At 64.7% G+C, this 26,453-nt stretch carries 22 protein-coding genes; 16 read left to right on the top strand and 6 right to left on the bottom strand.

Annotation, left to right across the window (positions count from 1 at the left end):
* Positions 1 to 5 precede the first annotated feature (5 nt).
* Positions 6 to 1,955 carry a SurA N-terminal domain-containing protein gene (locus tag ACQY80_RS17555; protein ID WP_428682179.1) on the bottom strand — a complete coding sequence of 650 codons (1,950 nt, stop codon included), beginning with the start codon at positions 1,953 to 1,955 and terminating at the stop codon, positions 6 to 8.
* A gap of 171 nt (positions 1,956 to 2,126) precedes the next feature.
* On the opposite strand from ACQY80_RS17555, the gene tpiA reads away from it, so the two are divergent.
* The 4 genes from tpiA to ACQY80_RS17535 all read left to right on the top strand — a co-directional run bounded on the left by tpiA (position 2,127) and on the right by ACQY80_RS17535 (position 5,872).
* Positions 2,127 to 2,873, top strand: a complete 747-nt coding sequence (gene tpiA / locus ACQY80_RS17550; protein WP_428682177.1) for a triose-phosphate isomerase — start codon at positions 2,127 to 2,129, stop codon at positions 2,871 to 2,873.
* An 88-nt stretch (positions 2,874 to 2,961) separates the two neighbouring features.
* On the top strand, positions 2,962 to 3,405 hold the full coding sequence (secG, locus tag ACQY80_RS17545) for a preprotein translocase subunit SecG (protein ID WP_428682175.1): 444 nt from the start codon (positions 2,962 to 2,964) through the stop codon (positions 3,403 to 3,405).
* A 122-nt stretch (positions 3,406 to 3,527) separates the two neighbouring features.
* On the top strand, positions 3,528 to 5,159 hold the full coding sequence (locus ACQY80_RS17540; protein ID WP_428682173.1) for a CTP synthase: 1,632 nt from the start codon (positions 3,528 to 3,530) through the stop codon (positions 5,157 to 5,159).
* 26 nt (positions 5,160 to 5,185) lie between these two features.
* Positions 5,186 to 5,872 (top strand): Crp/Fnr family transcriptional regulator, encoded by a 687-nt coding sequence (locus ACQY80_RS17535; RefSeq protein ID WP_428682171.1) that lies wholly within the window; start codon positions 5,186 to 5,188, stop codon positions 5,870 to 5,872.
* Positions 5,873 to 5,892: 20 nt separating this feature from the next.
* Here the strand turns inward: ACQY80_RS17535 and ACQY80_RS17530 are convergent, their stop codons facing one another.
* Positions 5,893 to 6,294 (bottom strand): hypothetical protein, encoded by a 402-nt coding sequence (locus ACQY80_RS17530; protein ID WP_428682169.1) that lies wholly within the window; start codon positions 6,292 to 6,294, stop codon positions 5,893 to 5,895.
* A 419-nt stretch (positions 6,295 to 6,713) separates the two neighbouring features.
* Between ACQY80_RS17530 and ACQY80_RS17525 the strand changes: the two genes are divergently transcribed.
* The 6 genes from ACQY80_RS17525 (at position 6,714) to ACQY80_RS17500 (ending at position 14,913) form a co-directional block, all read left to right on the top strand.
* Positions 6,714 to 7,964 carry a lipoprotein-releasing ABC transporter permease subunit gene (locus ACQY80_RS17525; protein ID WP_428682167.1) on the top strand — a complete coding sequence of 417 codons (1,251 nt, stop codon included), beginning with the start codon at positions 6,714 to 6,716 and terminating at the stop codon, positions 7,962 to 7,964.
* Positions 7,957 to 8,634: an ABC transporter ATP-binding protein gene (locus tag ACQY80_RS17520; RefSeq protein WP_428682165.1), complete on the top strand. Its 678-nt coding sequence runs from the start codon at positions 7,957 to 7,959 to the stop codon at positions 8,632 to 8,634. Before ACQY80_RS17525 ends, ACQY80_RS17520 begins: the two co-directional genes overlap by 8 nt.
* Positions 8,635 to 8,663: 29 nt before the next feature.
* A complete protein-coding gene (locus ACQY80_RS17515) occupies positions 8,664 to 9,140 on the top strand; it encodes a glutathione peroxidase (RefSeq protein ID WP_428682163.1) in 477 nt (158 codons plus the stop codon).
* A 158-nt stretch (positions 9,141 to 9,298) separates the two neighbouring features.
* On the top strand, positions 9,299 to 12,787 hold the full coding sequence (dnaE, locus tag ACQY80_RS17510) for a DNA polymerase III subunit alpha (protein ID WP_428682161.1): 3,489 nt from the start codon (positions 9,299 to 9,301) through the stop codon (positions 12,785 to 12,787).
* A gap of 13 nt (positions 12,788 to 12,800) precedes the next feature.
* A complete protein-coding gene (locus tag ACQY80_RS17505; protein ID WP_428682159.1) occupies positions 12,801 to 13,208 on the top strand; it encodes a GFA family protein in 408 nt (135 codons plus the stop codon).
* 100 nt (positions 13,209 to 13,308) lie between these two features.
* Complete coding sequence (locus ACQY80_RS17500; protein ID WP_428682157.1) at positions 13,309 to 14,913, top strand: long-chain fatty acid--CoA ligase; 1,605 nt, start codon at positions 13,309 to 13,311, stop codon at positions 14,911 to 14,913.
* Here the strand turns inward: ACQY80_RS17500 and ACQY80_RS17495 are convergent.
* Genes ACQY80_RS17495 through ACQY80_RS17480 form a run of 4 tightly spaced genes read right to left on the bottom strand, consistent with a single transcriptional unit; the run spans position 14,910 to position 19,093 of the window.
* Positions 14,910 to 15,998: a PA0069 family radical SAM protein gene (locus ACQY80_RS17495; RefSeq protein WP_428682155.1), complete on the bottom strand. Its 1,089-nt coding sequence runs from the start codon at positions 15,996 to 15,998 to the stop codon at positions 14,910 to 14,912. The two genes, ACQY80_RS17500 and ACQY80_RS17495, sit on opposite strands and share 4 nt — an antisense overlap.
* A 46-nt stretch (positions 15,999 to 16,044) precedes the next feature.
* Entirely contained in the window at positions 16,045 to 16,569 is a 525-nt protein-coding gene (gene moaB / locus ACQY80_RS17490) for a molybdenum cofactor biosynthesis protein B (protein ID WP_428682153.1), read from the bottom strand.
* Positions 16,559 to 18,313: a transglycosylase SLT domain-containing protein gene (locus ACQY80_RS17485; protein ID WP_428682151.1), complete on the bottom strand. Its 1,755-nt coding sequence runs from the start codon at positions 18,311 to 18,313 to the stop codon at positions 16,559 to 16,561. The genes moaB and ACQY80_RS17485 overlap by 11 nt, the downstream gene beginning before the upstream one ends.
* Positions 18,314 to 18,331: 18 nt before the next feature.
* The gene (locus ACQY80_RS17480) at positions 18,332 to 19,093 is read right to left on the bottom strand and encodes a uracil-DNA glycosylase family protein (protein WP_428682149.1); all 762 of its coding nucleotides are present in this window, start codon (positions 19,091 to 19,093) and stop codon (positions 18,332 to 18,334) included.
* Positions 19,094 to 19,236: 143 nt separating this feature from the next.
* Between ACQY80_RS17480 and ACQY80_RS17475 the strand changes: the two genes are divergently transcribed.
* From ACQY80_RS17475 to ACQY80_RS17450, 6 genes are read left to right on the top strand one after another with little or no spacing between them, the layout of a single operon-like run.
* Positions 19,237 to 20,892: an electron transfer flavoprotein-ubiquinone oxidoreductase gene (locus ACQY80_RS17475; protein ID WP_428682147.1), complete on the top strand. Its 1,656-nt coding sequence runs from the start codon at positions 19,237 to 19,239 to the stop codon at positions 20,890 to 20,892.
* A 31-nt stretch (positions 20,893 to 20,923) separates the two neighbouring features.
* Positions 20,924 to 22,549, top strand: coding sequence for a tetratricopeptide repeat protein (locus ACQY80_RS17470; RefSeq protein ID WP_428682145.1), 1,626 nt, complete (start codon positions 20,924 to 20,926; stop codon positions 22,547 to 22,549).
* Complete coding sequence (locus ACQY80_RS17465) at positions 22,549 to 23,397, top strand: 4-(cytidine 5'-diphospho)-2-C-methyl-D-erythritol kinase (RefSeq protein WP_428682143.1); 849 nt, start codon at positions 22,549 to 22,551, stop codon at positions 23,395 to 23,397. The genes ACQY80_RS17470 and ACQY80_RS17465 overlap by 1 nt, the downstream gene beginning before the upstream one ends.
* On the top strand, positions 23,394 to 24,125 hold the full coding sequence (locus ACQY80_RS17460) for an N-formylglutamate amidohydrolase (protein WP_428682141.1): 732 nt from the start codon (positions 23,394 to 23,396) through the stop codon (positions 24,123 to 24,125). The genes ACQY80_RS17465 and ACQY80_RS17460 overlap by 4 nt, the downstream gene beginning before the upstream one ends.
* Positions 24,126 to 24,184: 59 nt before the next feature.
* A complete protein-coding gene (ilvD, locus tag ACQY80_RS17455; RefSeq protein WP_428682139.1) occupies positions 24,185 to 26,044 on the top strand; it encodes a dihydroxy-acid dehydratase in 1,860 nt (619 codons plus the stop codon).
* Positions 26,041 to 26,430: a hypothetical protein gene (locus tag ACQY80_RS17450; protein WP_428682137.1), complete on the top strand. Its 390-nt coding sequence runs from the start codon at positions 26,041 to 26,043 to the stop codon at positions 26,428 to 26,430. Before ilvD ends, ACQY80_RS17450 begins: the two co-directional genes overlap by 4 nt.
* Positions 26,431 to 26,453 lie beyond the last annotated feature (23 nt).

The raw sequence follows: 26,453 nt of genomic DNA, 5'->3' as shown, positions 1-26,453 counted from the left end.
CGGGTTTATTCGCCGACCGGCGTCGTGCCGGTCAGTTCCTTACGGAGCTGTTCGACCAGATCCTTGTTGATCTTGACCCCGACGCGGCGCTTCGCCTCGGCGGCGAACTGCTCGACCAGCTCGTTGCCGAATGCCGGCGACAGCGGCTGCGCGATCGCGGCCACACGGCCGGGCTCGATCGCCTTCGGGTCGGGGCGGTCGACCTGACCCAGCGAAACGACCATCCAGCCGCGGTTGCCGGGCACTTCGAGCGTCTTCACGCTGCCCTTGGCCATCGAGAAGAGCAGGGCGAGTTCGGGCGGCACGGGCTTGCCGTCGCGGCCGAGGTCGGCGCGGCGGCCGCCGATGGGCTGCACGCCGGCCATCGCCGCGCCAGCTTCGCGGGCGGCATCGGGAAGCGTCTTCTTGCCGCCTTCGGTGGCCTTGGCGATCGCGCGGGCCTTGTCGCGGGCGATTTTCTGGCCCTGCGCATAGCGCCATTCGGTGAGCAGGTCGGTGCGGATCTTCGCGAAGGGCGGCGGCGCGGCGGCGGTGATCGACTTCACCGAGTAGACGGCGAACTTCTCGTTCTCGACGAGCGTTGCGAGCTGCGATTCGCCTTCGCCGGCGGTCTGGAAGGCGCCGCTGACCATCGGAGCGAACTCCGCCGACAGTGTGAAGCCCGGCATGTCGGGCGCGCGGCCGCTGGGCAGCAGGGCGGGGGTCTCTTCGACCTTGAGCTTGCGGTCGGCGGCGATCTCTTCGATCGAGGCGCCGCCGTTCACCGCGTCCTGGATCGCGTTGTAATAGTCGACGATCGCTTCATTGGCCTTGTTCTTGCCAAGCTCGGTGCGGATTTCGGGGGTCGCCTCGGCCAGCGTGCGGGCGGGCTTGACGGTCACCGCTTCGACGCGCGCCACAACCCAGCCAAGACCCGACTGCACCGGGCCGAGAACGTCGCCCTGCTTCGCAGCGAAAGCTGTCTTGGCGATCGCGTCGCTCGTCGTCGCGGCATAGGCCGTTTGTGTAAGCTCGCCGGTGGTCGAGGCCGACAGGCCTGCCGCCTGCGCGGCTGCCGCGAGCGAGCTGCCGCCGCGAACCTTGGCCGCGATGCCGTTCGCCGTTGCCTGATCGGGGGCGATCACCTGCGCGAAGCGGCGCGTTTCGCTGGCCGCATATTGCGCGGCGCCAGCCTTGTAGGCCTTGGCGATTTCAGCGTCGCTGACGGCGGGCACGGGCACCGCGCTGCGGTCGAAAGTGGCATATTGCAGCGTGCGGCGTTCGGGCACGGTGAATTTGCTGCGGTTCTGGTCAAGGAAGGTCTTGAGCGCGGCGTCGCCGGGGTCGCCCGCGGGCGCAAATGCGCTTGCGGGAATGAAGAGTGCCTGACCCTGGCGCTGTTCGAGGAGCAGCGCCGCATAGGGGCGTGCGACGCCAAGCGAGACGCGCGGGATCGAGCCGATGGGAACGCCAATCTGTTCGAGCAGCAGTTGCTGCTTCAGCTCGCGGCGGATCTGCGCCTCGGTCATGCCGTTCTGGCGCAGGAAGTTTTCGAACGTTTTTTGATCGAACTTGCCCGACACGCCGGCAAAAGCCGGGATGTCGGCGATACGGCCGTCGATCTGTCGCTTGCTGACGCCGAAGCCGAGATCGGTCGTGAATTGTTCGAACGCCATGCCGTCGACGAGCTGGTCGAGCACCTGATCGAGCCCGCCGCCCTCGACGAACGCCGCCTTGGTCAGCCCGGGTTGCTGCTGGCGCGCTTGATTATAGGCCTGATTGACCCGCTCGCGCAGCTCTCCAAGGCCGATCTCGCGGCTGCCGACCTTGGCCACATTGGCGCTACCGAAGCCGCCGAACGAGGCGTTGCCGGTGACGTCGCCGAGCGCGAACAGCACGCCGATCAGCGCGATGAAGGCGAGCGCGATGAATTTGCCGATGGTGGACCCGAAAAGGTTGCGAAGAGCGGTAATCATGAAGCGAACTGTCTTTCGGCCGGGCGCCATGGGCGCGGTTTGGCGCTGCTTTAGGCGGGAGGCGGGCAGGCTTCAAGGCGGGAAAGCGCGATCGGGTGCGAGCGGCTTGCCTTTGCTGCCCGCGCGCCGCTAGGGCAGGCATCGAAATATCCGACGAACAGGGAGCAGATGATGGCGCGGCGCAAATATGTGGTCGGCAACTGGAAGATGAACGGGCTGGTGGCCGCGCTGGGCGAGGCGCAGGCGATTTTCGCCGCCGCCGGCACGCATCCTTCGGTCGATGTCGCGCTCTGTCCGCCCTTCACGCTGATCGGTGCCATGGTGACGGCTGCGCCGGGGGCTGCCGTCGGCGGGCAGGATTGCCACGCCGCCGCCTCGGGCGCGTTCACCGGATCGGTCGCCGCGTCCATGCTGGTCGATACGGGTGCGAGCCTCGTCATCGTCGGCCATAGCGAACGGCGCGAGGGTTTCGGCGAAACCGACGCCGACGTGAAGGCAAAAGCCGAAGCCGCGCTGGCGGCGGGGCTTTCCGTCATCCTGTGCGTCGGCGAACCGCGCGAGGTGCGCGAATCGGGTGGCGCGATCGATTATGTGCTGGCGCAGATCGCGGGATCGCTTCCCGAAAGCTTCGATCCCGCCCGGCTTGCCATCGCCTATGAACCGATCTGGGCGATCGGGACCGGGCTGGTGCCCACGGTGGTCGACGTTGCCGACATGCACGGCGCAATCCGTACCAAGTTGCGCGAGCAGTCGGGTGCCGCCGCCACGATCCGCATTCTGTATGGCGGTTCGGTCAACGGCGAAAATGCCGCCGAGCTGCTTGACGCAGGCGACGTCGACGGCGCGCTGGTGGGCGGTGCGAGCCTGACGGCCGGCAAGTTCGTTCCGATCGTCGAGGCCGCGGCGGCGCTCGGCTGAAAAGCTGTGGGTTGAAGCGGACGCGCTTCATCTCTATGTGCGCCGCGGGCGCGGACCAAGTGAGGCCGCGCAAGTTCGGGAAAATTCGATGTCCAATCTCTTCACCTTCCTGCTCGTCGTTCAGGCGCTCGTCGCCGCAACGATGATCGGCGTCATCCTGATGCAGAAGTCGGAAGGCGGCGGTCTGGGCGTCGGCGGCAGCCCCGCCGGCCTGTTGTCGGCACGCGGCGCGGCCGATTTCATGACGCGGGCAACGACCATTCTCGCCACGCTGTTCGTCGGTCTGTCGATCCTGCTCGCAGCGCTTGCGTCGGTGGGCGGCGCTGGCGGCTCGTCGATCGATACCTCGCTGTCGAAGAGCGCCCAGTCGGGCACCGCAGCGCCGACGTCGGCGCTGACCGGCCCGGCGCAGCCGGCCCAGGGTGCCCCGGCACAGACCGCTCCGGCCAGCGACGATCCGCTCGCTGCTGCGGCGGCGGCTTCGAGCCAGAGCGCAGCTCCGGCTCCGGCCGAAGCGCCGGCCAAGAAGTAAGCCTGAAATCATCCGGCGGCTCCGGTCGCCGGTATTCGTCCACGCGGCGGCGGAATTATTTCCGCCGTTTGCGATTCGATGGCTTGCGCCGTCACCCTCCAGTTGAGTAAGTCTTTCCTCCCATGGCGCGGTTCATTTTTATCACCGGCGGCGTGGTCTCCTCGCTTGGCAAAGGTTTGATGGCGGCTAGCCTCGCAGCCTTGTTGCAGGCGCGTGGCTATCGTGTCCGTATTCGCAAGTTCGACCCCTATCTGAACGTCGATCCGGGCACGATGTCGCCCTATCAGCACGGCGAGGTCTATGTGACCGACGACGGCGCGGAAACCGACCTCGATCTGGGGCATTACGAGCGCTTTACCGGCGTTGCGGCGCGGCAGAGCGACAATGTCACCTCGGGCCGTATCTATCAGCAGATCATCACCAAGGAACGCCGCGGCGACTATCTGGGTGCGACGGTTCAGGTCGTTCCGCATGTCACCGACGCGATCAAGGCGTTCGCGCGCGCCGAAACCGACGATCTCGATTTCGTGCTCTGCGAAATCGGCGGCACCGTCGGCGACATCGAATCGCTGCCGTTCATCGAAGCGATCCGCCAACTCCGGAACGAAGAAGGCCGCGAGAACACGCTGTCGGTCCATGTGACGCTGGTGCCGTACATCGCCGCCGCGGGCGAGCTCAAGACCAAGCCGACGCAGCACAGCGTGCGCGAACTCGCCTCGCTTGGCGTCCAGCCCGACATTCTTCTTTGCCGCTGCGAAAAGCCGCTGCCCGAGGGCGAGCGCGCCAAGATCGCGCAATTCTGCAACGTGCGGAAGGAAGCGGTGATCCCGGCGCTCGACGCCGATTCGATCTATTCGGTGCCGGTGCAATATCATGGCGAAGGCCTCGACAGCGAAGTGCTGCGCGCCTTTGGCATTCATGACGCGCCCGATCCCGACCTGACGGCCTGGTACGACATCATGGACCGCAAGCAGCATCCCGAGGGCGAGGTCACGATCGGCGTGGTAGGCAAATATGTCTCGCTGCCCGATGCCTACAAGTCGCTCAACGAAGCGCTGGTGCATGGCGGCATGGCGAACAGGGTGAAGGTCAATATCCGCTGGCTCGACGCCGAAATGTTCGAGAAGGGCGACGATCTGGCCGCGCAGCTCGAGCCGATGCACGGCATTCTTGTCCCCGGCGGTTTCGGCGAGCGCGGATCCGATGGCAAGATCGAGAGTGTGCGGTTCGCGCGCGAGCGCGGGGTTCCCTTTTTCGGCATCTGCCTCGGAATGCAGATGGCGTGCATCGAAGGCGCCCGGAACACGAGCGGTATCGACGCTGCGTCGAGCACCGAGTTCGGCCCCACCGACGAGCCGGTTGTTGGCCTGATCACCGAATGGATGAGCGCCGAAGGCCTGCAGAAGCGCGGCGCGAACACCGACCTTGGCGGCACGATGCGCCTCGGCGCCTACGAGGCGAAGCTGTCGCCGAACAGCCATGTCGCTTCGGTTTACGGTGCAAACGAGATCAGCGAGCGCCACCGCCACCGCTATGAGGTCAACGGCGCCTATCGCGAAAATCTGGAAAAAGGCGGCCTCGTCTTTTCTGGCATGTCGCCCGATGGCATGTTACCCGAAATCGTCGAGCGGCCGGACCATCCGTGGTTCATCGGGGTGCAATTCCACCCCGAGCTGAAATCCAAACCCTTCGATCCGCATCCCTTGTTCAAGGGATTCATCGAAGCTGCGGTGAAGCAGAGCCGGCTCGTCTGACGAGGCAACAAAGGGGCATCAGGGGCATGGACCACGCGAAACTCGCCGGACTTCAGGGCCCCGATTCCATATTTTCCGGGCTGACGGTCGAGGATTGGGCCGAGATCGCCAGCCGGTCGGTGCAGGTCAACTTTGCCAAGGGCAAGGAACTGCTCGTCCAAGGCGACCCCGGCGACATGATGCTGATCCTGACCGAAGGTACCGCACGCGTGTCGATGCTGACCGCGGGCGGGCGCGAGATCGTCCTTGCCTATGCCGAACCGGGCGCGGTGCTCGGCGAAATCGCGCTGCTCGACGGCGGCGAGCGCACCGCATCGGTGACCGCGACGAGCGCGGGCAGCGCGCTGCAACTCGGCCGCAACGCGCTCAAGGACTTCTCGGCGAGCCATCCCGAATTCACATGGTCGCTGATGCAGCAGCTCGCGCGTCGGCTGCGCACGGCCGATCAGACGATCGAGAGTGATCGCGCCTATGCCTCGGGTCCGCGGCTTGCACGTTACCTCAAGCGCCTGATCCGCAAGGACAGCGTCGAAAAGACGCACCGCGTCGAACTCAGTCAGACCGAACTCGGCAATTTTGCAGGGATGAGCCGCGAGCATATCAACCGCCAGCTACGGAGCTGGGAGGAATCGGGCGTGATCTCGCTGGAACAGGGTCGCGTGCGCGTACTCGACGCCGAGATGCTTGAGGATATCAGCGAGAGCGAAGGGTAGATCGGCTAGCAGGCCGTCGCTTAAAACCTTCGATTGCCCGGTTCAGCCACGAGCTGGTATTGGTCCTGCCAGATGACATGCCCGGGATCACGCGTTGTTAGAATGTCTACGTGGACGCCACATGCTTCCAGAGCCAATCTTAGTTGATGCATCTGCCGAATGTGCTCAGTGGCTATAGGCTTGAACCAAGACAAGCCCGGCTGTCCGCGTCCTTTCCATCCTCCGCGTGAAAATTGACTGGGAACCGCCAAGTTTTTCCTGAACCAGCCGTAAATCTCTTCGATTTGCCCCAACGCCCATGACGGCGCAAAATCAAAATCTCGCGCTTCATCCAATGCTTGGAAAAGTCCAAGTCTTTGGCGCTGCGAAGCGGTCAACTGATAACAGACAAAGCGAACATATACGCGGTCGGGTTTTGCCATAGTCTCGTTTTCCAGGCTGATGCGACTTCAGCTATCGCGATGCTCGCATGAAAACCGCTCTTACGGCGAAGGTGCCCCGGAATCACAACGCCCGGGCCTCGCTTTCGAGACCCGGGCGCCTGTGACGAACACTCGCCATCCCCCTTGTGAGCAGACCGGCGATGGATCTGCACTCCCTGGAGCCGGGCCTTTGGCCGCGTTGAACCAGAGATTATGGGCTAGGGGGCCGGGGGCGCTTTGTCACCATGTCACGGCGTTTCGGGAGTCCTTTTGCATCGGCGCTGTGGCGGATCGGCAACAGGTTATGCGAATCGATCGCAACACGGACGCCAATCAGCGGCCATTGCCAGCGTCGTTGCCGCTCCCTAAAGCGAAGGCATGACCACGCCGCGTATCGCGCTTCAAAGGCCGCTCGCCCCATGATTTTGCGCTCTTATGAACGCGCCATCTTCAAACGATATGTGCTTCCGCAACGCGGCGAAGGATTTATCTTTGTCGCGGCGGCCTTCAGTCTCGTTGCTGTTACGTTGGGCGTCGCGACGCTGATCATCGTGATGAGTGTGATGAATGGCGTCCGCTCCGACCTGTTCGACAAGATCGTCGGGTTGAACGGGCATGCGGTGGTGCAGGGTTTCGGAGGCCGGCTCGACGATTGGCGCGAGGTGCTGAAGCAGGCCAAGGCGACGCCGGGGGTTATTGCCGCAACGCCGCTGATCGAGCAGCCCTTGCTTGCGACTTTCAGCGGGCGTGTCGAGGGCGTGCTGGTGCGCGGAATGACTGTCAACGACATCCGCCGGAATGATGTGCTGGGCGGTAAGGTGCTGCAGGGCAGTCTCAATTCGCTGACCCCGAATGCGGGCAATGTCGCGCTTGGCAGCGAACTTGCGAAGAATCTGGGCGCGCAGGTCGGATCGAACGTCACGATCATCAATCCGCAGGGGCGCTCGACGCCGTTCGGGACGGTGCCACGCGAGATCAGCTACCGCGTCTCCGCCATATTCGAGATCGGCGTCTATGATTTCGACAAGGCCTATATCGTCATGCCGATGGAGGATGCGCAGCTTCTGTTGCTCACTGGTGATCAGGTGCAGATGATCGAAGTGAAGGTGACCGATCCGGATCGCGTGGGCGAGACGTTGCAGCCGCTCGCCGAAAAGGTCGCGGCAAAGGCGGTGATCTCCGACTGGCGGTCGATGAACGCGAGCCTGTTCGAGGCGCTGTCGATCGAGCGCGCTGCGATGTTCGTCATTCTGTCGCTCATCATCCTCGTCGCCAATTTCAATATCGTGTCGTCGCTGATCATGTTGGTACGTGCCAAGACTCGCGACATGGCGATTTTGCGCACGATGGGCGCACCACGCGACGCGGTGATGCGGATATTCATGGCAATCGGCCTGTCGATCGGGGTCGCCGGTACGATCATGGGCATGGTGTTCGGTTTCAGCATCCTCTATTTTCGCGGTCCGGTTCAGCGAGGTATCGAATGGCTGACGGGGCAACCGCTTTGGGATCCGTCGATCCGTTTTCTGACCGAACTGCCATCAAAACCCGACCCGTTCGAAATTGCGGGTGTTGCGGCGATGGTCATCGTCTTCAGTTTTCTTGCGACGCTTTATCCCGCCTACAAGGCCGCGAATACCGATCCGGTGCAGGTGCTGCGCTATGAGTGACGTCGTCCTCGAACTCGCCGACCTGAAGCGCAGCTTCACGCAGGGCGACGTGACCATCGACGTGCTGCGCGGTGTGAACGCAAGCCTTCGCCGCGGCGAGATCGTCGCGCTGCTTGGCCCTTCGGGGTCGGGAAAATCGACGATGCTGCAGGCGGTCGGCCTGCTCGAAGGTGGCTTTGACGGCACGATCCGCATCGACGGCGAAGATGTCACGCGGCTCGATCAGGGGGACCGGACGAAGACGCGCCGCGAGAAAATCGGATTCGTCTATCAGTTTCACCATCTGCTGCCCGACTTCACCGCGATCGAGAATGTCATTCTGCCGCAGCTCATCCGCGGTGCCGGTCAGGGTGAGGCCGACGAGCGCGCGACCGACCTGCTCGGCCGGCTGGGGCTGGCCGAACGCCTGCATCACAAGCCGAGCAAGCTGTCGGGTGGCGAGCAACAGCGCGTTGCGGTGGCGCGCGCGCTGGCGAACCGGCCGCTGCTGGTGCTCGCCGACGAGCCGACGGGCAATCTGGACGAGGCGACCGCCGACCGGGTGTTCGACCAGTTCGTGAAGCTGGTGCGCGATCATGGTTCGGCGGCGCTGGTCGCGACGCACAATGAACGGCTCGCGGCCCGGATGGACCGCGTGCTGCGCTTGCACGAAGGGCATATCGAGGCGTAGCTTCGATCCGTCAAACGAGGGGATATCCGATGGCACTTTATGATCTTGCGGCAAAGCTTCCAGGCGGGGGCTCGCAGCCGCTGGCCGATTACAGCGGCAAGGTGCTGCTGATCGTCAACACCGCATCGAAATGCGGCTTTACCCCGCAATATGAGGGGCTGGAGGAGCTATACCGCGACTATAAGGATCGCGGATTCGAAATTCTGGCCTTTCCGTGCAACCAGTTCGGCGCGCAGGAGCCGGGCGACGCAGCCGAAATCGCCAATTTCTGTTCGCTGACCTATGATGTGTCGTTCCCGCTGATGGCAAAGATCGATGTCAACGGCGATGACGCCGATCCGATCTTCAAATATCTGAAGAAGGAAAAGACCGGCCTGCTCGGAAGCGGGATCAAGTGGAACTTCACCAAATTCCTCGTCGGGCGCGACGGCAAGGTGGTCTCGCGCCATGCGCCGACGACCAAGCCCGAGCAATTGCGCAAAGAGATCGAAGACCTGCTGGGTTAACGCGCTTCGTCATTGCGAGCGAAGCGAAGCAATCTCCAGCTCTCGGCCTTTGCTTGCGCCGTTGGCTGGAGATTGCTTCGTCGCCTGCGGCTCTTCGCAATGACGTTTTTATGAATCGAGGCGTAGGCGAATCATCGGGCGCGCGTTAGCGTCATCCGATGGCCTACAGCCCCTTTGTTCCCCTGCGCGTCTTTTCCAGTTTCACGATGCTGGAGGGGGCGATCGAGCCCAAGGCGATTGCGAAAGCCGCGCGCGATCGCGGGTTCCCGGCGATTGCCGTCGCCGACCGCAACGGGCTCTACGGCGTCATGGCCTTTGGAGAGGCTTGCAAGGCGGCGGGCGTTCAGCCGATCGTCGGCGCCTTTCTCAGCGTCGCGCGTCCCGGACAGCGACTGGCGAACGGTTCGCCGATCATCGACTGGATCGCGCTCTATGCCCAGGATGATGTGGGCTATAACAATCTTTGCGCGCTGGTCTCGGCCGCGCATCTCGGACGGCCGGTCGAGCAGGATCCGCATGTCACGCTCGCGGACCTCGCCGGAAAGACCGACGGGCTGCTCTGCCTGACGGGGGGCGGCGAAGGCGCGCTCACGCGGTTGCTCGCAGGCGAACAGAAGAGTGCGGCCGAAGATTATGTCGAGCAACTCGAGGCGCTGTTTGGCGGCCGGCTCTACATCGAGCTGTCGCGGCGCGGCGATGCGACCGAAAAGGCGGCCGAAGAGGCGCTGATCGATCTCGCTTATGCGCGCGCACTGCCGATCGTCGCGACCAACCCGGCGAATTTCGTCGAGCCGCAGTTCCATGCCGCGCATGATGCGATGCTGTGCATCGCGCAATCGGCCTATGTCGAGAGCGAGGACCGGCGGGTGTCGAGCCCCGAGGCGTGGCTGAAGCCTGCCGAGGCGATGGAGGATGCGTTCAGCGACCTGCCCGAGGCGATGCACAACACGCTGACTATCGCCCAGCGCTGCGCGTTCATGGCGCCGAAGCGTGCGCCGATCCTGCCGAGCCTCGCGGGCGATCGCGAGGGCGAGGCGGCACAGTTGAAGGCCGACGCGCAGGCGGGTCTTGCCGCCCGGCTCGACCTTTATCCCGATCTGTCCGACGATGAGCGACAGGCCTATGTCGAGCGCCTCGATTTTGAGGTCGGCGTCATCACGCAGATGGGCTTTCCCGGCTACTTCCTTATCGTTGCCGACTTCATCAAATGGGCGAAAGCGCACGACATCCCGGTGGGGCCGGGACGCGGTTCGGGCGCGGGCAGCGTCGTCGCGTGGGCGCTGACGATCACCGACCTCGATCCGCTGAAGCTCGGCCTGTTGTTCGAACGCTTCCTCAACCCCGAGCGCGTGTCGATGCCCGACTTCGACATCGACTTCTGCGAAACGCGGCGCGGCGAAGTGATCCGCTATGTGCAGGAGAAATACGGCCGCGATACCGTCGCGCAAATCATCACCTTCGGTAAGCTGAAAGCGCGCGCGGTGCTCAAGGACACCGGACGCGTCCTGCAGATGAGCTATGGGCAGGTCGATCGGCTGGCGAAGCTGGTCCCGAACCACCCGACCGATCCCTGGACGCTCGAACGCGCGCTGAACGGTGTCAGTGAGCTGATGACCGAGTATAAGCAGGATGACGGGGTGCGCCGGCTGTTCGACATGGCGCGCCAGCTTGAGGGCCTGCCACGGCACAGTTCGACCCATGCTGCGGGTGTGGTGATCGGCGACCGGCCGCTCGACCAGCTCGTCCCGCTCTATCGCGATCCGCGCTCGGACATGCCGGTGACGCAGTTCGACATGAAATATGTCGAGACCGCAGGACTGGTGAAGTTCGACTTCCTCGGCCTCAAGACGCTGTCGGTGCTGAAGGAGGCGAAGCGCCTGCTGGCGCTGCGCGGCGTCGACGTCGATCTCGACACGCTCGCATGGGACGACAGCGCGGTCTACGAATTGCTTCAGCGTGGTGAGACGGTCGGGGTGTTCCAGCTGGAATCCGAAGGCATGCGGCGCACGCTGTCGGCAGTGAAACCGACCAATTTCGGCGACATCATCGCGCTCGTTGCGCTCTATCGTCCGGGGCCGATGGACAATATTCCGCTGTTCGGCGCGCGCAAGAACGGGCGCGAGCCGATCGCCTATCCGCACCCGCTGCTCGAAGGCATCCTCGCCGAAACCTACGGCATCTTCGTTTATCAGGAACAAGTGATGCAGGCGGCGCAGATCCTCGCCGGCTACAGCCTTGGCGGTGCCGACCTGCTCCGCCGCGCGATGGGCAAGAAGGTGCAGGCGGAGATGGACGCGCAGCGCGAGACCTTCGTCACGGGCTGCGGCGAGCATAACCAGATCGCGCCCAAGGCCGCGAATGAGCTGTTCGACTTGATCGACAAGTTCGCGGGTTACGGCTTCAACAAGAGCCACGCGGCCGCCTATGCGCTGCTGTCTTATCAGACGGCGTGGCTGAAGGCGCATTATCCGCACGAGTTTTTCGCCGCGTCGATGTCATTCGACAGCCACCAGACTGACAAGCTCTCGATCTTCATCGACGACATGCGCCGACTGGACGTTGCGGTCGCGGCGCCTTCGATCAACGACAGCGAGGCCGATTTCTCGGTAGGGCGAAGTGAGGAAGGACTGGAAGTCCGCTACGCACTCGGCGCCCTGAAAGGCGTCGGTGAAAAAGCGATGGAAGCGTTGGTTGCTGAGCGCCATGCCAAGGGGGATTTTGCGAGCCTCGACGATTTCGCCGCGCGGATCGACCCGAAGCAGCTCAACCGGCGTCAGATCGAGGCGCTGGCCGCAGGTGGCGCGTTCGACTGTATCGAGCCCGACCGGCCGCGAGCCTATGCCGGCGCCGAAGCGCTGCTCGCCTGCGCGAACAACTCGGCGCACGAGCGCTCGACCGGGCAGGGCGGCCTGTTCGGCGGCGACGTCGCGATCATGCCGGTGCTGCAATTGCCGGCGGCCGAGCCGTGGACGCTCGCCGAACGGATGACGCGCGAGAAGGAAGCGTTCGGCTTCTATTTCTCGGCGCACCCGGTCGAACAATATGAGGCCATTATTCTGGCGCGCGGCGCACGCTCCTACGGCGACATTTGCGCCAATGTCGAAATGACGCCGGGCACGCGCATCCCGATGGTGATGGCGGGCATGGTCGAAAGTGCGCGCCCGCGCGTGTCGCAGCGTGGCAATCGCTTCCTCAACCTGACACTGTCGGACCGCAGCGGCCAGTTCCAGTCGAGCTGTTTCGACGAGCAGGCGGGCAAGATACTCGAAGGCCTTGCCGAGGATGGCGGCTGCGCGCTCCTGTCGGTCGAACTCGACCTGCTCGAGGGCGAGGAAACCCCGCGCGTAACAGTGCGCGGGGCGCAGTCGCTGGCCGATATTGCCGCGACCGCGGCGCTGCAGATCAGCTGCCGGGTCGATTTGCCCGAAGCGATGACGGACATTGCGCGGCTGCTGGAACGGCGCGACGACGCGCGGGGCAAGGTCTTCGTCGTCACACGCGATCCGCTGACCGACGAGGATCTCAGGATCGAACTCGGCAGCCGATTCGCGCTTGGCCCCGACACCGTCTCGCGCCTTGAAATGGTAACGGGAATCACCGAAGCCGCGCTATCGCTTATCGCTCCGCGCGATTTCCGGGCCCGCTAGGCGCGGCGGGATTATGTTGCGGACGACGCCTGGAAGCTGCCTTTGCGGTGCGGTTAAGTTCGAGATATCGGGCAATTTCGATGCTTTCTTCCTGTGTCACTGCACGCGTTGCCGGAAGGGGAGCGGGTCGGCACATGGCGCGAACCTGTTCGCGAGCGGCGCGACGATCGCGTGGCTGGCCGGCGAAGCCGATATTTCGTCATTCCGGCTGACCGGCACCCGCCATGCGCGGAGCTTTTGCAGGACGTGCGGATCGGCCTTGCCAGGCGTGCAAATGGGTGGCGCCCTGCTCGTCGTCCCGGCCGGAAGCCTCGACGGTCCGCTCGATATTCGTCCGACGGCGCATATCTGCTGTGACAGTCGCGCAAACTGGGACGCCGATCTGGCCGATATTCCGCATCTGGCGGGACTTCCCGGCTAGAAGGTCGCATCCCGGTGCATTTGCGCCGGTTTGGCCTTGCGCAAGCTTTGCTTCCCACCCTATCCCTTGGGGGCAACGATAAAATCGAGGATGCCTTATCATGGGAATGCAGGGCCAGCCGCTGCTTGTTACCAGCCTGATCGATCATGCCGCGCGCGAGCATGGCAACCGCGAGATCGTGTCGCGCTGGACCGACGGCAGCATGACGCGATCGACCTGGGGCGAGGTAGGCCACGACGCTCGCCGGTTCGCCGCAGCGATGACCCGGCTGGGGATGCAGAAGGGCGACCGGATCGCAACGCTTGCAATGAACCACGGCCACCATCTCGTCAGCTGGTATGGCAGCGCGGGGATGGGCGGGGTGCTTCACACGGTGAACCCGCGACTGTTCGACGAGCAACTCGTCTATATCGTCAACCATGCAGGCGACCGCGTGCTGTTGTTCGATGCGATGTTCCTGCCGATCGTCGAACGGCTGCGGGACCAGTTGCCGACGGTGGAGCATTTCGTGCTCTTCGATGCGCCCGCGCAGGGTGATTACAAATCCTATCGCGACCTGCTGGATGCCGAGGACGGCAGTTTCGAATGGGTCGATCTGGACGAGCGCGATCCGGTCGGGCTTTGCTACACGAGCGGAACGACGGGCAATCCGAAAGGCGTGCTCTATGAGCATCGCTCGAACGTCATCCACGCGATAACCGAAATCCAGCCCGACGTGTTCAACATGGCGAACCGCAGCGTGATCCTGCCGATTGTGCCGATGTTCCATGCCAACAGTTGGGGTATTCCTTTTGCGGCCGCGACGGTCGGCGCAAAGCTTGTCTTCTCGGCGACGAACGATGCGCAGGTTCTCTGCGACCTGATGCACGATGAGGGTGTGACCCACAGCGCCGGGGTGCCGACCGTGTGGCTCGCGATGTTCGGCCATATGGATGCAAGCGGGATCGGGTACGGCAAGCTGCAGCGCGTGATCATCGGCGGATCCGCGGCGCCGCGCGCGATGATCGAGCGTTTCATGAAGGCGGGGATCGAGGTCGCTCACGCCTGGGGCATGACCGAAACCTCGCCGATCGGGACGATGGGCAAGCGCCCTTGGAACTGGGACGAGATGAGTTTCGACGAGCGGGTCGACAATGTGTGCCGTCAGGGCTGCCCGCCCTTCGGCGTCGAACTGCGCATCGTCGACGACGAAGATAACGAACTGCCGCGTGACGGTGTAACGAGCGGCCGGCTGCAGATCCGTGGGCCGTGGATCATCCAGCGCTATTTCCGGGCCGAGACCGAAGCCGCCGATGGCGAAGGCTGGTTCGATACGGGCGACGTGTCGGTGATTCACCCCGACGGGGTCATGCAGATCACCGATCGCGCGAAGGATGTGATCAAGTCGGGCGGCGAATGGATTTCGTCGATCGAGCTGGAAAATGCCGCGGTCGGCGCGCCGGGGGTTCAGGAAGCCGCCGCAGTTGGCGTGTTTCATCCCAAATGGGATGAGCGGCCGATCCTGCTCATCGTCCGGAAACCCGGAGCCGAAGCGAGCGAGGCCGAGATCGTCGACTATCTGAAGGACAAGGTCGCCAAATGGTGGCTGCCCGACGAGATCGTTTTCGTCGACGAGCTGCCGCACACCGCGACGGGCAAGATCCTGAAGCGCCAGATCCGCGACGACTATAAGGATTACAAGCTGCGGTCGCTGACCGCGGCCTAGAACAGCTCCATCTGACCGTCGCGTTCGGGCGGACGGAACAGGTCGCAGCGGAGCGCCGGAAAGCTGTTGTCCATGCCATGTTCGCGCGCGGCGCGTTTGACGCGCTGGCGGATGAGCTGCGGCCAGATGCCTTGGCCCTTCATGCGGGTGAAAAAATTCGGGTCGTTGTCGCGGCCGCCTCGAATGTCCTGCACGATGTGCATGACCTTGTCGGCGCGGTCGGGGTAGTGCGCGGCCAGCCAGGCGCGGAACAGCGGTGCGACCTCGAACGGCAGGCGCATGAGGATGTAGGAGGCGCGGATTGCGCCGGCCTCCGCCGCGGCCGCCATGATGGCCTCTATTTCGTGATCGGTGATCGCGGGGATGATCGGCGAGATATTGACCTGCGTCGGGACGCCGGCGTCGATCAGCTTGCGGATCGCGGCGAGGCGCCGTCGCGGATGCGGTGCGCGGGGTTCGAGCGTTCGGGCGACCTTGGGATCGAGCGTGGTTACCGAGATCGCGACGCCGACCAGATTGTCGCGCGCCATGGCCGCGAGCAGGTCGATATCGCGTAGCAGACGGTCGGATTTCGTTGTGATGAGCAGCGGGTGCTTCGTTTCGGCGAGCACCTCGACGATCGAGCGGGTTACGCGCCACTCGCGTTCGATCGGCTGATAGCCGTCGGTGTTGGTGCCGATCGCGATCGGCGCAACCTTGTAATTGCGTTTCGCCAGTTCCTGCCGGAGCAGCGTCGCGGCGTCGGGCTTGGCGAACAGCTTGCTCTCGAAATCGAGCCCCGGCGAAAGGTCGTGGAAGGCGTGCGTCGGGCGCGCGAAGCAATAGATGCAACCATGCTCGCAGCCGCGATAGGGATTGATCGAGCGGTCGAAGCCGATGTCGGGCGAGCTGTTGCGTGAAATGATCGTTTTCGGATGTTCGACGGTGACCGTCGTTCGCAACGGAGCAGGGGCGCCGTCGATATCTTCCGCCGCGTCGAGCCAGTCCCCATCGGCCTCACGGTCGAGCGAACCGGTGCGGGTCGGGCGCAGATTGGTCGGGGCGCCGCGGCCTGAAACAGGGGGCAGGGGCTTTGTTGATTCCACCGCCGCATCGTAGCGCGATGATGGGAACAAATGAAGAACGAATTGCCTATTCGGTCAGCCGCGGCATCAGTTCGACGAAATTGCAGGGCTTGTGCCGACTGTCGAGCTGGGTCGAGAGTATGCCTTCCCATGCGTCGCTTACGGCGCCGGTCGAGCCGGGAAGCGCGAAGATATAGGTACCGCGCGCGACGACGGCGCAGGCGCGCGACTGGATCGTCGAGGTGCCGATCTTCTGATAGCTGATCCAGCGGAACAACTCGCCGAATCCCGGAATATCCTTGCCGTCGAGCGCGTGCAGCGCTTCGGGCGTGACATCGCGGCCGGTGACGCCGGTCCCGCCGGTGGTGATGACGACGTCGACCTCCGGATTGTCGATCCAGTTATGGAGGCGCGAGACGATCAGCGATTTTTCGTCGCGGATGATCGCGCGGTCGGCAAGACTATGGCCCGCGTCGCCGAGCAGTTCGACGAGCCTGTCGCCCGAGCGGTCGTCGGCTTCGCTGCGACTGTCCGAAATCGTCAGGATCGCGATGCGGACGGGCCGGAACGGAAGGCTTTCGTCAATCGGCATTGGCAAGGCCGGCGGGGCCGGCATAGGTCAGGCGGGTGCGGTCCTTGCTGTCGGGAAAGCGTGGCCATTTACCCTGCGCGAGCATCGCACGGCTGACCGATGGCTTGCCCTGCTGCGCTTCGTACATCCAGTAGTTGCGGAGCACGATGCCGACATAGCCGCGGGTTTCCCAATAGGGGATCGATTCGATGTAGAGCAGCGGATCGCCGCCGTCGCGGATCTCGGTCTGCCAGCGCGCGATCGGCGCCGGGCCAGCATTATAGGCGGCGATGACCTTGGGCAGCTGACCGCCGGTCGAACCATCCTTGCTGAGATATTCGAGGTAGCGCTGGCCGAAGTCCATGTTGACTGCGGGCACCTTCAGATCTCCCGGGGCGCGGCCGTCGCCGTTCCAGCGGGCAAGATCGGATGCGGTGCCAGGACGAACCTGCATCAGCCCCATCGCACCCGCCGGGCTGACAGCCTTGCGCTGGAACCGCGATTCCTGGAGCGTGTGGGCGAAGACGAGCGCGGGATCGACCCGCCAGCCGCCGTTCGGTTCCCATTTTGGTTGCGGATAGCGTGCCGCAGCCGAGAGCTTGCGGCCCTGCGGCGTGTTGTGCGCGAGATAGAGCTGGGTTTCGGGCAGGCTGAGCGCCTGCGCCATGCCGACGAGCTGAATATGCTGGTCGCCGTTGCCGATGCGGGCCTGATGGCGAAGCAATGCGTCGGCATAGCCTTCTTCGCCGATTTCGGTGAAGGCCATCGCGGCGCGGACGTTCGGCAAATCTTCGAGTGCGCGCCAGGCGCTGCGATCGGGGCGAACATTCTCGCGCTGGCTACCGGTTTCGACCCCGAGCGTTTCGGCGGCGAGAAGGCCGTAGAGCGTTTCCTCGTTCGATGCAGCGGCGCGAAGGCGCGGCTGGACCGATTGCGGCTGGCCGGCGGCGATGGCCGCACGCGCGGACCAGTAATAGGCGGCGGCGCGGAGTTCGCTGTCGGGCGCCTCGCGCGCAACGCGGTCGAACGCGGCAAGCGCGGTCGGATAATCGCGGAGGCGCCACGAGGCGAGCCCTTGCACCCATGCACCTTGCGTCGCCCAAGCGCCGCGCCCTTCGGTGCAGGCCTGCGCGAGACGGAGCGCGTTCGCGTCGTCATTCTCGATATAATAGGACCATGCGATCTTCTGGCGCCATTCGTCGCGAGCCTCGGGAGTCAGCCTGTCGGCCGCCGCAGTGTAAAGCGCTTCGGCGCCGGCGGGATCGTCATTCTTGATCCGGTCGGGGATCGAACGCGCCAGACCCGCCGCCGAAGGGTCGCCCACACTGTCGGCGCCAACACGGCGCGGTGCGGTGCCCGACCAGCTCAGCCGGTTCTGGAAAGGAAGGGTCGGAATATCGGTCGCGCCGCGCTTGGCAGCCAGCCGGCCGAGCTGCTCGGCCTGCGGCAATTGCGGCGAGCGGGCGAGGATTGGCATGATGTCGGCGACTTCGGCGCGCGGGCTGTTCGCCGCGGTGAGCAGTTCGGCGCGCAGGAAGTCATTGAGCGGACCGTTTTCGGCACTGTCAAGCAGCGCCTTGGCGTCCGCCCAGCGCTGGCCGCGGATCGCGGTCAGCACCTGCGTGTAGAACTGTTTCTGCTTCGACGAGAGAATATCGGGCACCGTCTGCGGCGACGCGAGCAGGTCCGACGCTGCGGAATCGGCGGCGACGGCCGGCGACGCGACGGCTGTCAGCGCGACGATCGCGCACGAAAGATATTTCATGGTCATCTTCTTCATCTGTCAACGTCCCCGGTTGAGCAGTTTCAGACTGTCCCAGGCGGCGGCTTTCTGGGCCGGTCGGGCGAGCAGCATCGCGGGGTGCGCGACGGCCACGGTCTCCACCTTGCCGCCATCTTGGTTAATATCGAGTAACCTTCCGCGCGCATCGGGAAGGGAAATCCGCGCCGCCATGCGAACGATGTCGCTGCCGACGAGCAAAAGCCGGCTGGGCTTTGCGAGCCGCAGATGGTGCCAGAGCAGGCGGTCGAGATCGGCGGCGTCCTTGCCGTCGATACGGCCGCCGGGCGGACGTGTGATGGCGAGGCCGGCAAGATAGCAGTCGGCGCGGGCCATTCCGATGGCGCGAAGCATCGCGTCGAGCAACTGCCCGGCGGGCCCCGAAAACAGCGCCCCGTCGCGCTGGTCGTCGATTTCGGGCCATGCGGTCAGCAGCATCAGCGGAGCTTCGGCCCCGCCGACGGGCAATATGCGGCGCGCGTCCCACTGGCTGCCGGGAACCTCGGGGCTTTCCGCAAGCCATGTCTGAAATTCTTCCCAGCCGTCAGGCAGGACGACCGGCCCCTTTACCTCGGGCGCGACGGGCGCTTCCTGGCGCTGGAGCGCGGCGGGAAGGGGCGCGATTTCGGGTTCGGCAAGCGGCGAGACTTTCGGCCTTGCCGCGACGTCATTCGCCACCGGCGCGTCGAGCCAACCCGCTGGCCTTTCGCCGACGAGCGAGTCCACTCCGGCAAGTGACCACCAGTCATGATAGCTTTCGGCCAACAGCGCTGAATTTCGCCCACCCATGTGATTTGTTGAAACAGCCTGTTGACGGACACGTCAATTGGAAGGCATCGCAATTCGTGACAGAATGAGCGCGGGACACGATGAATGATCCCGCGCGGGACGGCAGAAAGGTGATTGCGGTGAGCGAACGGGAATCGATGCCCTATGACGTGGTGATCGTCGGCGCGGGGCCTGCGGGCCTTTCGGCGGCGATCCGGCTGAAGCAACTGGCGAACGAAGCGGGTAACGAACTGTCGGTCTGCGTCCTCGAAAAGGGGTCCGAGGTCGGCGCGCATATCCTGTCAGGCGCGGTCATCGATCCCAAGTCGCTTGACGAGCTTCTCCCCGACTGGCGCGAACAGGGTTGCCCGCTCGCCGAAGTGGCGGTGAACGACAACCAGCATTGGGTGCTGACCAAGACCAAGAAGTTCGGCGTGCCGCACTTCATCACCCCTGGCTTCATGCACAATAAGGGCACTTACACGGGCAGTCTTGGCAATCTTTGCCGCTGGCTCGCCGAACAGGCCGAGGGTCTCGGCGTCGAAATCTTTCCCGGCTTTGCTGCCGCCGAAATCCTCTTCAACGAGGATGGCTCGGTAAAGGGCGTCGCGACGGGCGACATGGGCATCGCGCGTGACGGCAGCCACAAGGGTGACTATGCGCCCGGGCTCGAACTCCACGCCAAATATACCTTCTTTGCCGAGGGCGTCCGCGGGCACCTCACCAAGATGCTGAAGCCGCAGTTCGCGCTCGACAGCGACAGCGAGCCGCAGGTCTATGGCATCGGCGTCAAGGAACTGTGGGACATCAAGCCTGAGAACCACGCCGAAGGCCGCGTGATCCACACGCAGGGCTGGCCGCTTGACGAGAATGCCAACGGCGGCGGCTTCCTCTATCATCAGGCCAACGGGCAGGTCGCCTTGGGTTTCGTGACCTGGCTCAACTATCGCAATCCGCACATCTCCCCGTTCCAGGAGATGCAGAAGTGGAAGACGCATCCCGAGATCGCGAAGATACTGAAGGGTGGCAAGCGCGTCTCTTACGGCGCGCGCGCGATCAGCGATGGCGGCTATCAGTCGGTGCCGAAGCTGGCCTTTCCGGGCGGCGCGCTAATCGGCGATACTGCGGGCTTCCTGAACGTGCCGCGCATCAAGGGCACGCACACGGCGATGAAGTCCGGCATGATGGCAGCTGAGGCCGCCTTTGCTGCAGTGACCGCTGGCCGCGAGAGCGATGTGCTGTCAGCCTATCAGGACGCCTATGACGCGAGCTGGGTGAAGAAGGAGTTGAGCGTCGTCCGCAACGTTCTGCCGCTCGTCGAGAAGTTCGGCGACCTTGCCGGCACGATGCTGTCAGGAATGACGATGTGGCTCGAAACGCTGGGTATTCGTGTGCCTTTCACGATGAAGCATCATCCCGACAATACGACGCTGTACCGCGCCGACATGATGCCGAAGCCGGACTATCCGAAGCCCGATGGCGTGCTGACCTTCGATCGTCTGTCCTCGGTGTTCCTGTCGAACACCAATCACGAGGAAGACCAGCCGGTCCACCTGCAACTGAAGGATCCGACGATCCCGGTCGAATATAATCTGCCGGTTTATGACGAGCCCGCGCAGCGCTATTGCCCCGCGGGTGTCTATGAAATCGTCGGGCAGGACGAGGGCAATCCGCGCTTCGTCATCAACGCGCAGAATTGCGTCCACTGCAAGACGTGCGACATCAAGGATCCGACCCAGAACATCAACTGGGTCACTCCCGAAGGCGGCGGAGGCCCCAATTACCCGAACATGTAAGTTCGCACGCCTGTTGCTGGCGGCCGGCGCCATGGCCGCCGCCGTGCCGGTACAGGCATCCAGCGATGGCGGCGCAGCGCTCAAGGCTCTGGCGCGTGCGCGGCTTGCCGAGGATGTGGGCGATCCGGTGGCGGCGCTGTCCGCACTGACGCTGGTCGCGAGCGAGGCGCCCGATCTGCCGGGCTTGCGTGGCCGGATGCTCGAACAGGCGATCGATGCCGGCGACCTTGCCGCCGCACGCACCGCGGCGCTCCGCCTCTGGCAGGAAGGGTCGCGGCGCTTCGATGCGCAGCTGGTGCTTGTCGTCGATGCGATGCGGCGGGGCGACTGGAAATCCGCGCGCGCCTATCTGGGCGACCGGTCGGACAAGTCGGGCGGCGATGCGATTGCGAAGCTGATCCAGCCCGCATTCACCAGCTGGATCGCGGTCGGCGCACGCGAAAAGCTGCCCGAGCAGGCGCTGCTCGATGCCGCTGGAAAGGCGCGTCCCGAACCCGCGCTCGCGTTCGAGGCGGCGCTTGTCCAACTGGCGGCGAAACGCCCTGCGGATGCGGTCGCGCTGGCACAGCGAACCGCGCCGACCGATCGCACGAGCCAGCTCGTCGCCTTGCGGCTCGCCGCGAGCTTTCAGGCGGCGGGCGAGGGGAAAGCGGCCGAGGCGCTGCGCGGACGCATCGCGCTGGCGGCGGGCGGGCGCGAGGATCCGGTGCTGCTTCTGCCCGATCAGCCTGTCTCGACCCCGCGCGCCGGGATGGCGCAGTGGCTGGCCATGCTGGGCGACGGGTTTGCCCGGATGCCGAACAGCAGCCCGCAATTGTCGATGCTCTTCGCGCGATCGGCGTGGTGGCTCGACGAACGCGACTGGACGACGCGATCGGCACTCGTCGAGGCGCTCGATCATGGCGGCCGGGGCGCCGACGCGGCTGCGCTGCTGGCGAGTGGTCGGACCGCTCTGCCTCCCGTATTGCAGATGCGGCGCGCCGAGCTGATGGCTGAAGCAGGCGATTTGACCGGTGCGGTGGCATTGGCCGAATCATCTGCGGCGGCGGCGCCTTCTGCGCGCAGCATGCTTGTCCGCTTCGCCGACATCGCGCGGCAGTCGGACGATCGCGCCGCGACCGAACGCGCCTATGCCGCGGTCGAGGCCACGCTGGACGATGGCAACGAGGATCGCGCGCTGCAGGGCACCTTGCTCGTTGCGCGCGCCGACTTGCGGCTGCAGGCGAACGACTGGGATGACGCGTCGGCGCTGATCGAAAAGGCGCTCGCGTTGCGCCCCGACGATCCGGCGGTGCTCAACTTTGCAGGCTATTCGTCGATCGAGCGGCGCAAGAATATCGACCAGTCGCTGAAGCGGATCGAAGCGGCCTGGCATGCCGAGCCGCAGAATGCCGCGATCACCGACTCGCTTGGCTGGGCCTATTTCCTGACGGGCCGTACCGCCGAAGCGGTGCCGCTGCTCGAACAGGCGCAAGCGAGCGAGCCGGCCAATGCCGTGATCGTCGAACATCTGGGCGATGCCTATTGGCAGGCGGGGCGCCGGTTCCAGGCACGCTACACCTGGCGCGCGGCGGCGCTGCTGGCCGAGGACGACATGGCGGTACGGCTGGGCGAGAAACTGCGCGATGGCCTGACCCCGACGACGACGGCGCCGTGATGGCGGTCATGCAAGAAACCGGCTGGGCCAAGATCAATCTCGCACTGCATATCCGCGCGCGACGGCCCGACGGCTATCACGAGATCGAGACGCTGTTCGCGTTCGTCGATGCCGGCGATGCGATTATGGCCGAGGTGGCGGACGCCGATCGCCTGGTCCTCGATGGAGAATTTGCCGGGGGGTTGTCGGACGGCGCCGACAATCTGGTGCTGCGTGTGCTGACCTTGATGCGCGAGCGCCATGGCGCGGCGCGCGTGCCGCCGATGGCGATCCGGCTGACCAAGGCGCTGCCGGTCGCGGCGGGGATCGGCGGCGGGTCGGCCGACGCGGCGGCGATGGCGCGGCTGCTGCAGCGACATTTCCTGCCCGAAGTCGGCGATGCGCCCTTGACGCGACTGGTGAGTTCGCTTGGCGCCGACATCGCAGCTTGCGTCGCGAGCGCGACCTGCCTTGGGGTCGGAGTTGGCGAGGAACTCAGCGCGGTGCCCGAACTTGTGCTGACGGGAACGCCGGTGCTTCTCGTCAATCCGCGCCAGCCGGTCGCGACGGGGCCGGTGTTCGCGGCATGGGACGGCGTCGATCGTGGTCCCCTGTTCACCGGTGCTGATGCTCGCGCGCAACTCTTCGCCTCGCGCAACGATCTGCAGCGTCCGGCGATCGCGCAGTGCCCCGCGATCGTCGATGTGTTGACCGGGCTGGGCGCGCTGAAGCCGTGGCTTGCGCGCATGTCGGGATCGGGTGCGACCTGTTTCGCGCTGTTCGATGCGCCGGCCGAACGCGATGCGGCGGCGGCGCGGCTCGCGGCGAGCCATCCGCACTGGTGGCAGCTGGCGGGGGCGCTGCGATGAGCCATGCATGGCGGCAGCTTGGAACCCCGCGCGCCGGCGGGATACTGCTGATTGGCGATCATGCTTCGGCGCATGTGCCCGCCGACATCGACCTAGGCATCGATCCGGCACTGCTGCGCGAGCATATAGCGATCGATCTGGGGGTTGCCGAGGTGGCGGCGCTGCTGGTCGAGATGGGGGCGGTCGACGCCGCGATCCTTGGCGGCGTGTCGCGGCTCGTCGTCGACTGCAACCGCGACGAGGGTGCGCCGGGCGCGGTCCCGGTCGCGAGCGACGGCCATGCGATTCCGGGCAACGCGCTCGACCATCCGGCACGCGAGGCGCGGCTGGCGCGTTTCTTCAGGCCCTATCACGACCATATCGCCGCGACGATCACGGCGCAGCGCCCGACCATGATCCTGTCGCTGCACAGCTTTACCCCGGCGCTCGCGAGCGATCCGGGGCAGGCGCGGCCCTGGCATGTCGGGGTGCTCTATAACGAGGATGAACGCCTCGCAGCGCCCGCTATCGCGGCGCTCGCCGAGGAGGGGCTGACCGTCGGCGATCAGCTTCCCTACTCGGGCAAGCTGCTCAATGCGACGATGAACCGCCATGCCGAGGCGAACTTCATTCCCTATGTCGGGATCGAGATGCGGCAGGATCTGGTCGGCGATGCGGCGGGGCAGGCGCTCTTTGCCGAACGCCTTGCGCGCATGTGCAAGAAAGTATCATTGAAACTGGGCAAATAGGCGTGTAGAGGCGCTTCAATTCGCCAATTTGTGAAATAAAATTATCAGGAACTCTCCAAATGCCTTCTTATCGTTCGCGCACCACCACCCACGGCCGTAACATGGCGGGAGCGCGGGGCCTGTGGCGCGCGACGGGGATGAAGGACAGCGATTTCGGTAAACCGATCATCGCCGTGGTGAACAGCTTTACCCAGTTCGTTCCCGGTCACGTCCATCTGAAAGATCTTGGTCAGATGGTCGCGCGCGAGATCGAGGCGTCAGGCGGCGTCGCGAAGGAATTCAACACGATCGCGGTCGATGATGGCATCGCGATGGGGCATGACGGCATGCTCTATAGCCTGCCGAGCCGCGACCTGATCGCCGACAGCGTCGAATATATGGTCAACGCGCATTGTGCCGATGCGATGGTCTGCATCTCCAACTGCGACAAGATCACGCCGGGCATGCTGATGGCGGCGCTGCGGATCAACATTCCCGTGGTGTTCGTGTCGGGCGGTCCGATGGAAGCCGGCAAGGTCGTCCTGAAAGGCAAGGAAGTGGCCCTCGATCTGGTCGATGCGATGGTCGCTGCCGCCGACGAGAAATACAGCGACGAGGAAGTCAGCGAGATCGAGCGCGCGGCGTGCCCGACCTGCGGGTCGTGTTCGGGGATGTTCACGGCCAATTCGATGAACTGCCTGACCGAAGCGCTGGGGCTGTCGCTGCCGGGCAATGGTTCGACGCTGGCGACGCATGCCGACCGCAAGGAGCTGTTCCTGCGCGCGGGACGGATCGTCGTCGAGATGTGCCGTCGCCATTATGAAGAGGACGACCAGAGCGTATTGCCGCGCAATATTGCGACCTTCGAGGCGTTCGAGAACGCGATGAGCCTCGATATTGCGATGGGCGGGTCGACGAACACCGTGCTTCACCTGCTCGCCGCTGCGTTCGAGGCGGGGGTCGATTTCACGATGGCCGATATCGACCGGCTGTCGCGCCGCGTGCCGTGCCTGTCGAAGGTCGCGCCCGCAAAAAGCGACGTTCATATGGAGGATGTCCACCGCGCCGGCGGGATCATGGCGATCCTTGGCCAGCTCGAGCGTGCAGGGCTGCTCCACGCGCATCTGCCCACGGTGCACAGCGCGACGCTGGGCGATGCGCTCAACAAATGGGACATCTCGCGCACCAACGATCCCGACGTGCAGCACTTTTTTCTGGCGGCGCCGGGCGGCGTGCCGACGCAGACCGCATTCAGTCAGGACCGGCGCTGGGATTCGCTCGACCTCGACCGCGAGGCGGGCGTCATCCGGTCGGCCGAACATGCATTCAGCAAGGACGGCGGGCTTGCGGTGCTGTCGGGCAATATCGCGCTCGACGGCTGTATCGTGAAGACGGCAGGGGTCGACGAATCGATCCTGAAATTCGCCGGACCCGCCAAGGTTTATGAAAGCCAGGATGCGGCGGTCGCCGGTATTCTGACCGGACAGGTCGAAGCGGGCGACGTCGTCGTCATCCGCTACGAAGGTCCGAAGGGTGGTCCGGGCATGCAGGAAATGCTCTATCCGACGAGCTATCTGAAGTCGAAGGGACTTGGCGCCGCCTGCGCGCTGATCACCGACGGACGCTTTTCGGGCGGCACGTCGGGCCTTTCGATCGGGCATGTGTCGCCCGAAGCGGCCGAAGGCGGCGCGATCGGCCTCGTCGAAAACGGCGACCTGATCGAGATCGATATTCCGGGGCGCAGCATCAAGCTGGTGTTGCCCGAAAGCGAGCTTGCCGCGCGCCGCGCAGCCATGGAGGCGAAGGGTGAGGATGCTTGGCAGCCGGCGAAAGCGCGCCCGCGCAAGGTTTCGGTAGCACTTCAGGCCTATGCAGCGATGACGACGAGCGCGGCGCGGGGCGCGGTGCGCGACCTGTCGCAGTTGAAGGGCAAGCGATGACATATCGTTGGGGGGCGGTTCTGGCGTTGCTGGTCGTTGCAGGATGCGACGGCCGTCCCGATAATGGCGCCCTCGCCGAAGCCGAGGCCCGCGGATCGAAGGACGCAGCGGACAATGGCCGCATCGATTGCGCGCTCGAAGGAGCGAAGGCGTTCGACCGCGACTGCACGGTGACCGAGATGAGCGGCCCCGACGGCGCAGTGCTGGTCGTCGGCAAGCAGAATGTCGGATTCCGGCGCCTGCAGATCACCACCGACGGGCGCGGCGTGGTTTCGGCCGACGGGTCGGAGCCCGCGAAGGTAACGATCGTTGACGACGGGATGATTGAGGTCGCGATCGGCGCCGACCGTTATCGCCTGCCGGCCAATACCGGCGGCGCGAAGTAGCGACTTTCGCCCGCGCCGTGCTA

Source organism: Sphingopyxis sp. (genome assembly GCF_965279755.1).
GTDB lineage: Bacteria > Pseudomonadota > Alphaproteobacteria > Sphingomonadales > Sphingomonadaceae > Sphingopyxis.
This window is presented reverse-complemented; position numbering and strand designations above follow the sequence as displayed.

Excerpts from the sequence above, each read along its gene's own strand:
- ACQY80_RS17555 (WP_428682179.1), bottom strand. The coding sequence starts at position 1,955 with ATGATTACCGCTCTTCGCAACCTTTTCGGGTCCACCATCGGCAAATTC.
- tpiA (WP_428682177.1), top strand. The coding sequence starts at position 2,127 with ATGGCGCGGCGCAAATATGTGGTCGGCAACTGGAAGATGAACGGGCTG.
- secG (WP_428682175.1), top strand. The coding sequence starts at position 2,962 with ATGTCCAATCTCTTCACCTTCCTGCTCGTCGTTCAGGCGCTCGTCGCC.
- ACQY80_RS17540 (WP_428682173.1), top strand. The coding sequence starts at position 3,528 with ATGGCGCGGTTCATTTTTATCACCGGCGGCGTGGTCTCCTCGCTTGGC.
- ACQY80_RS17535 (WP_428682171.1), top strand. The coding sequence starts at position 5,186 with ATGGACCACGCGAAACTCGCCGGACTTCAGGGCCCCGATTCCATATTT.
- ACQY80_RS17530 (WP_428682169.1), bottom strand. The coding sequence starts at position 6,294 with ATGGCAAAACCCGACCGCGTATATGTTCGCTTTGTCTGTTATCAGTTG.
- ACQY80_RS17525 (WP_428682167.1), top strand. The coding sequence starts at position 6,714 with ATGATTTTGCGCTCTTATGAACGCGCCATCTTCAAACGATATGTGCTT.
- ACQY80_RS17520 (WP_428682165.1), top strand. The coding sequence starts at position 7,957 with ATGAGTGACGTCGTCCTCGAACTCGCCGACCTGAAGCGCAGCTTCACG.
- ACQY80_RS17515 (WP_428682163.1), top strand. The coding sequence starts at position 8,664 with ATGGCACTTTATGATCTTGCGGCAAAGCTTCCAGGCGGGGGCTCGCAG.
- dnaE (WP_428682161.1), top strand. The coding sequence starts at position 9,299 with ATGGCCTACAGCCCCTTTGTTCCCCTGCGCGTCTTTTCCAGTTTCACG.
- ACQY80_RS17505 (WP_428682159.1), top strand. The coding sequence starts at position 12,801 with ATGTTGCGGACGACGCCTGGAAGCTGCCTTTGCGGTGCGGTTAAGTTC.
- ACQY80_RS17500 (WP_428682157.1), top strand. The coding sequence starts at position 13,309 with ATGGGAATGCAGGGCCAGCCGCTGCTTGTTACCAGCCTGATCGATCAT.
- moaB (WP_428682153.1), bottom strand. The coding sequence starts at position 16,569 with ATGCCGATTGACGAAAGCCTTCCGTTCCGGCCCGTCCGCATCGCGATC.
- ACQY80_RS17485 (WP_428682151.1), bottom strand. The coding sequence starts at position 18,313 with ATGAAATATCTTTCGTGCGCGATCGTCGCGCTGACAGCCGTCGCGTCG.
- ACQY80_RS17470 (WP_428682145.1), top strand. The coding sequence starts at position 20,924 with ATGGCCGCCGCCGTGCCGGTACAGGCATCCAGCGATGGCGGCGCAGCG.
- ACQY80_RS17465 (WP_428682143.1), top strand. The coding sequence starts at position 22,549 with ATGGCGGTCATGCAAGAAACCGGCTGGGCCAAGATCAATCTCGCACTG.
- ACQY80_RS17460 (WP_428682141.1), top strand. The coding sequence starts at position 23,394 with ATGAGCCATGCATGGCGGCAGCTTGGAACCCCGCGCGCCGGCGGGATA.
- ilvD (WP_428682139.1), top strand. The coding sequence starts at position 24,185 with ATGCCTTCTTATCGTTCGCGCACCACCACCCACGGCCGTAACATGGCG.
- ACQY80_RS17450 (WP_428682137.1), top strand. The coding sequence starts at position 26,041 with ATGACATATCGTTGGGGGGCGGTTCTGGCGTTGCTGGTCGTTGCAGGA.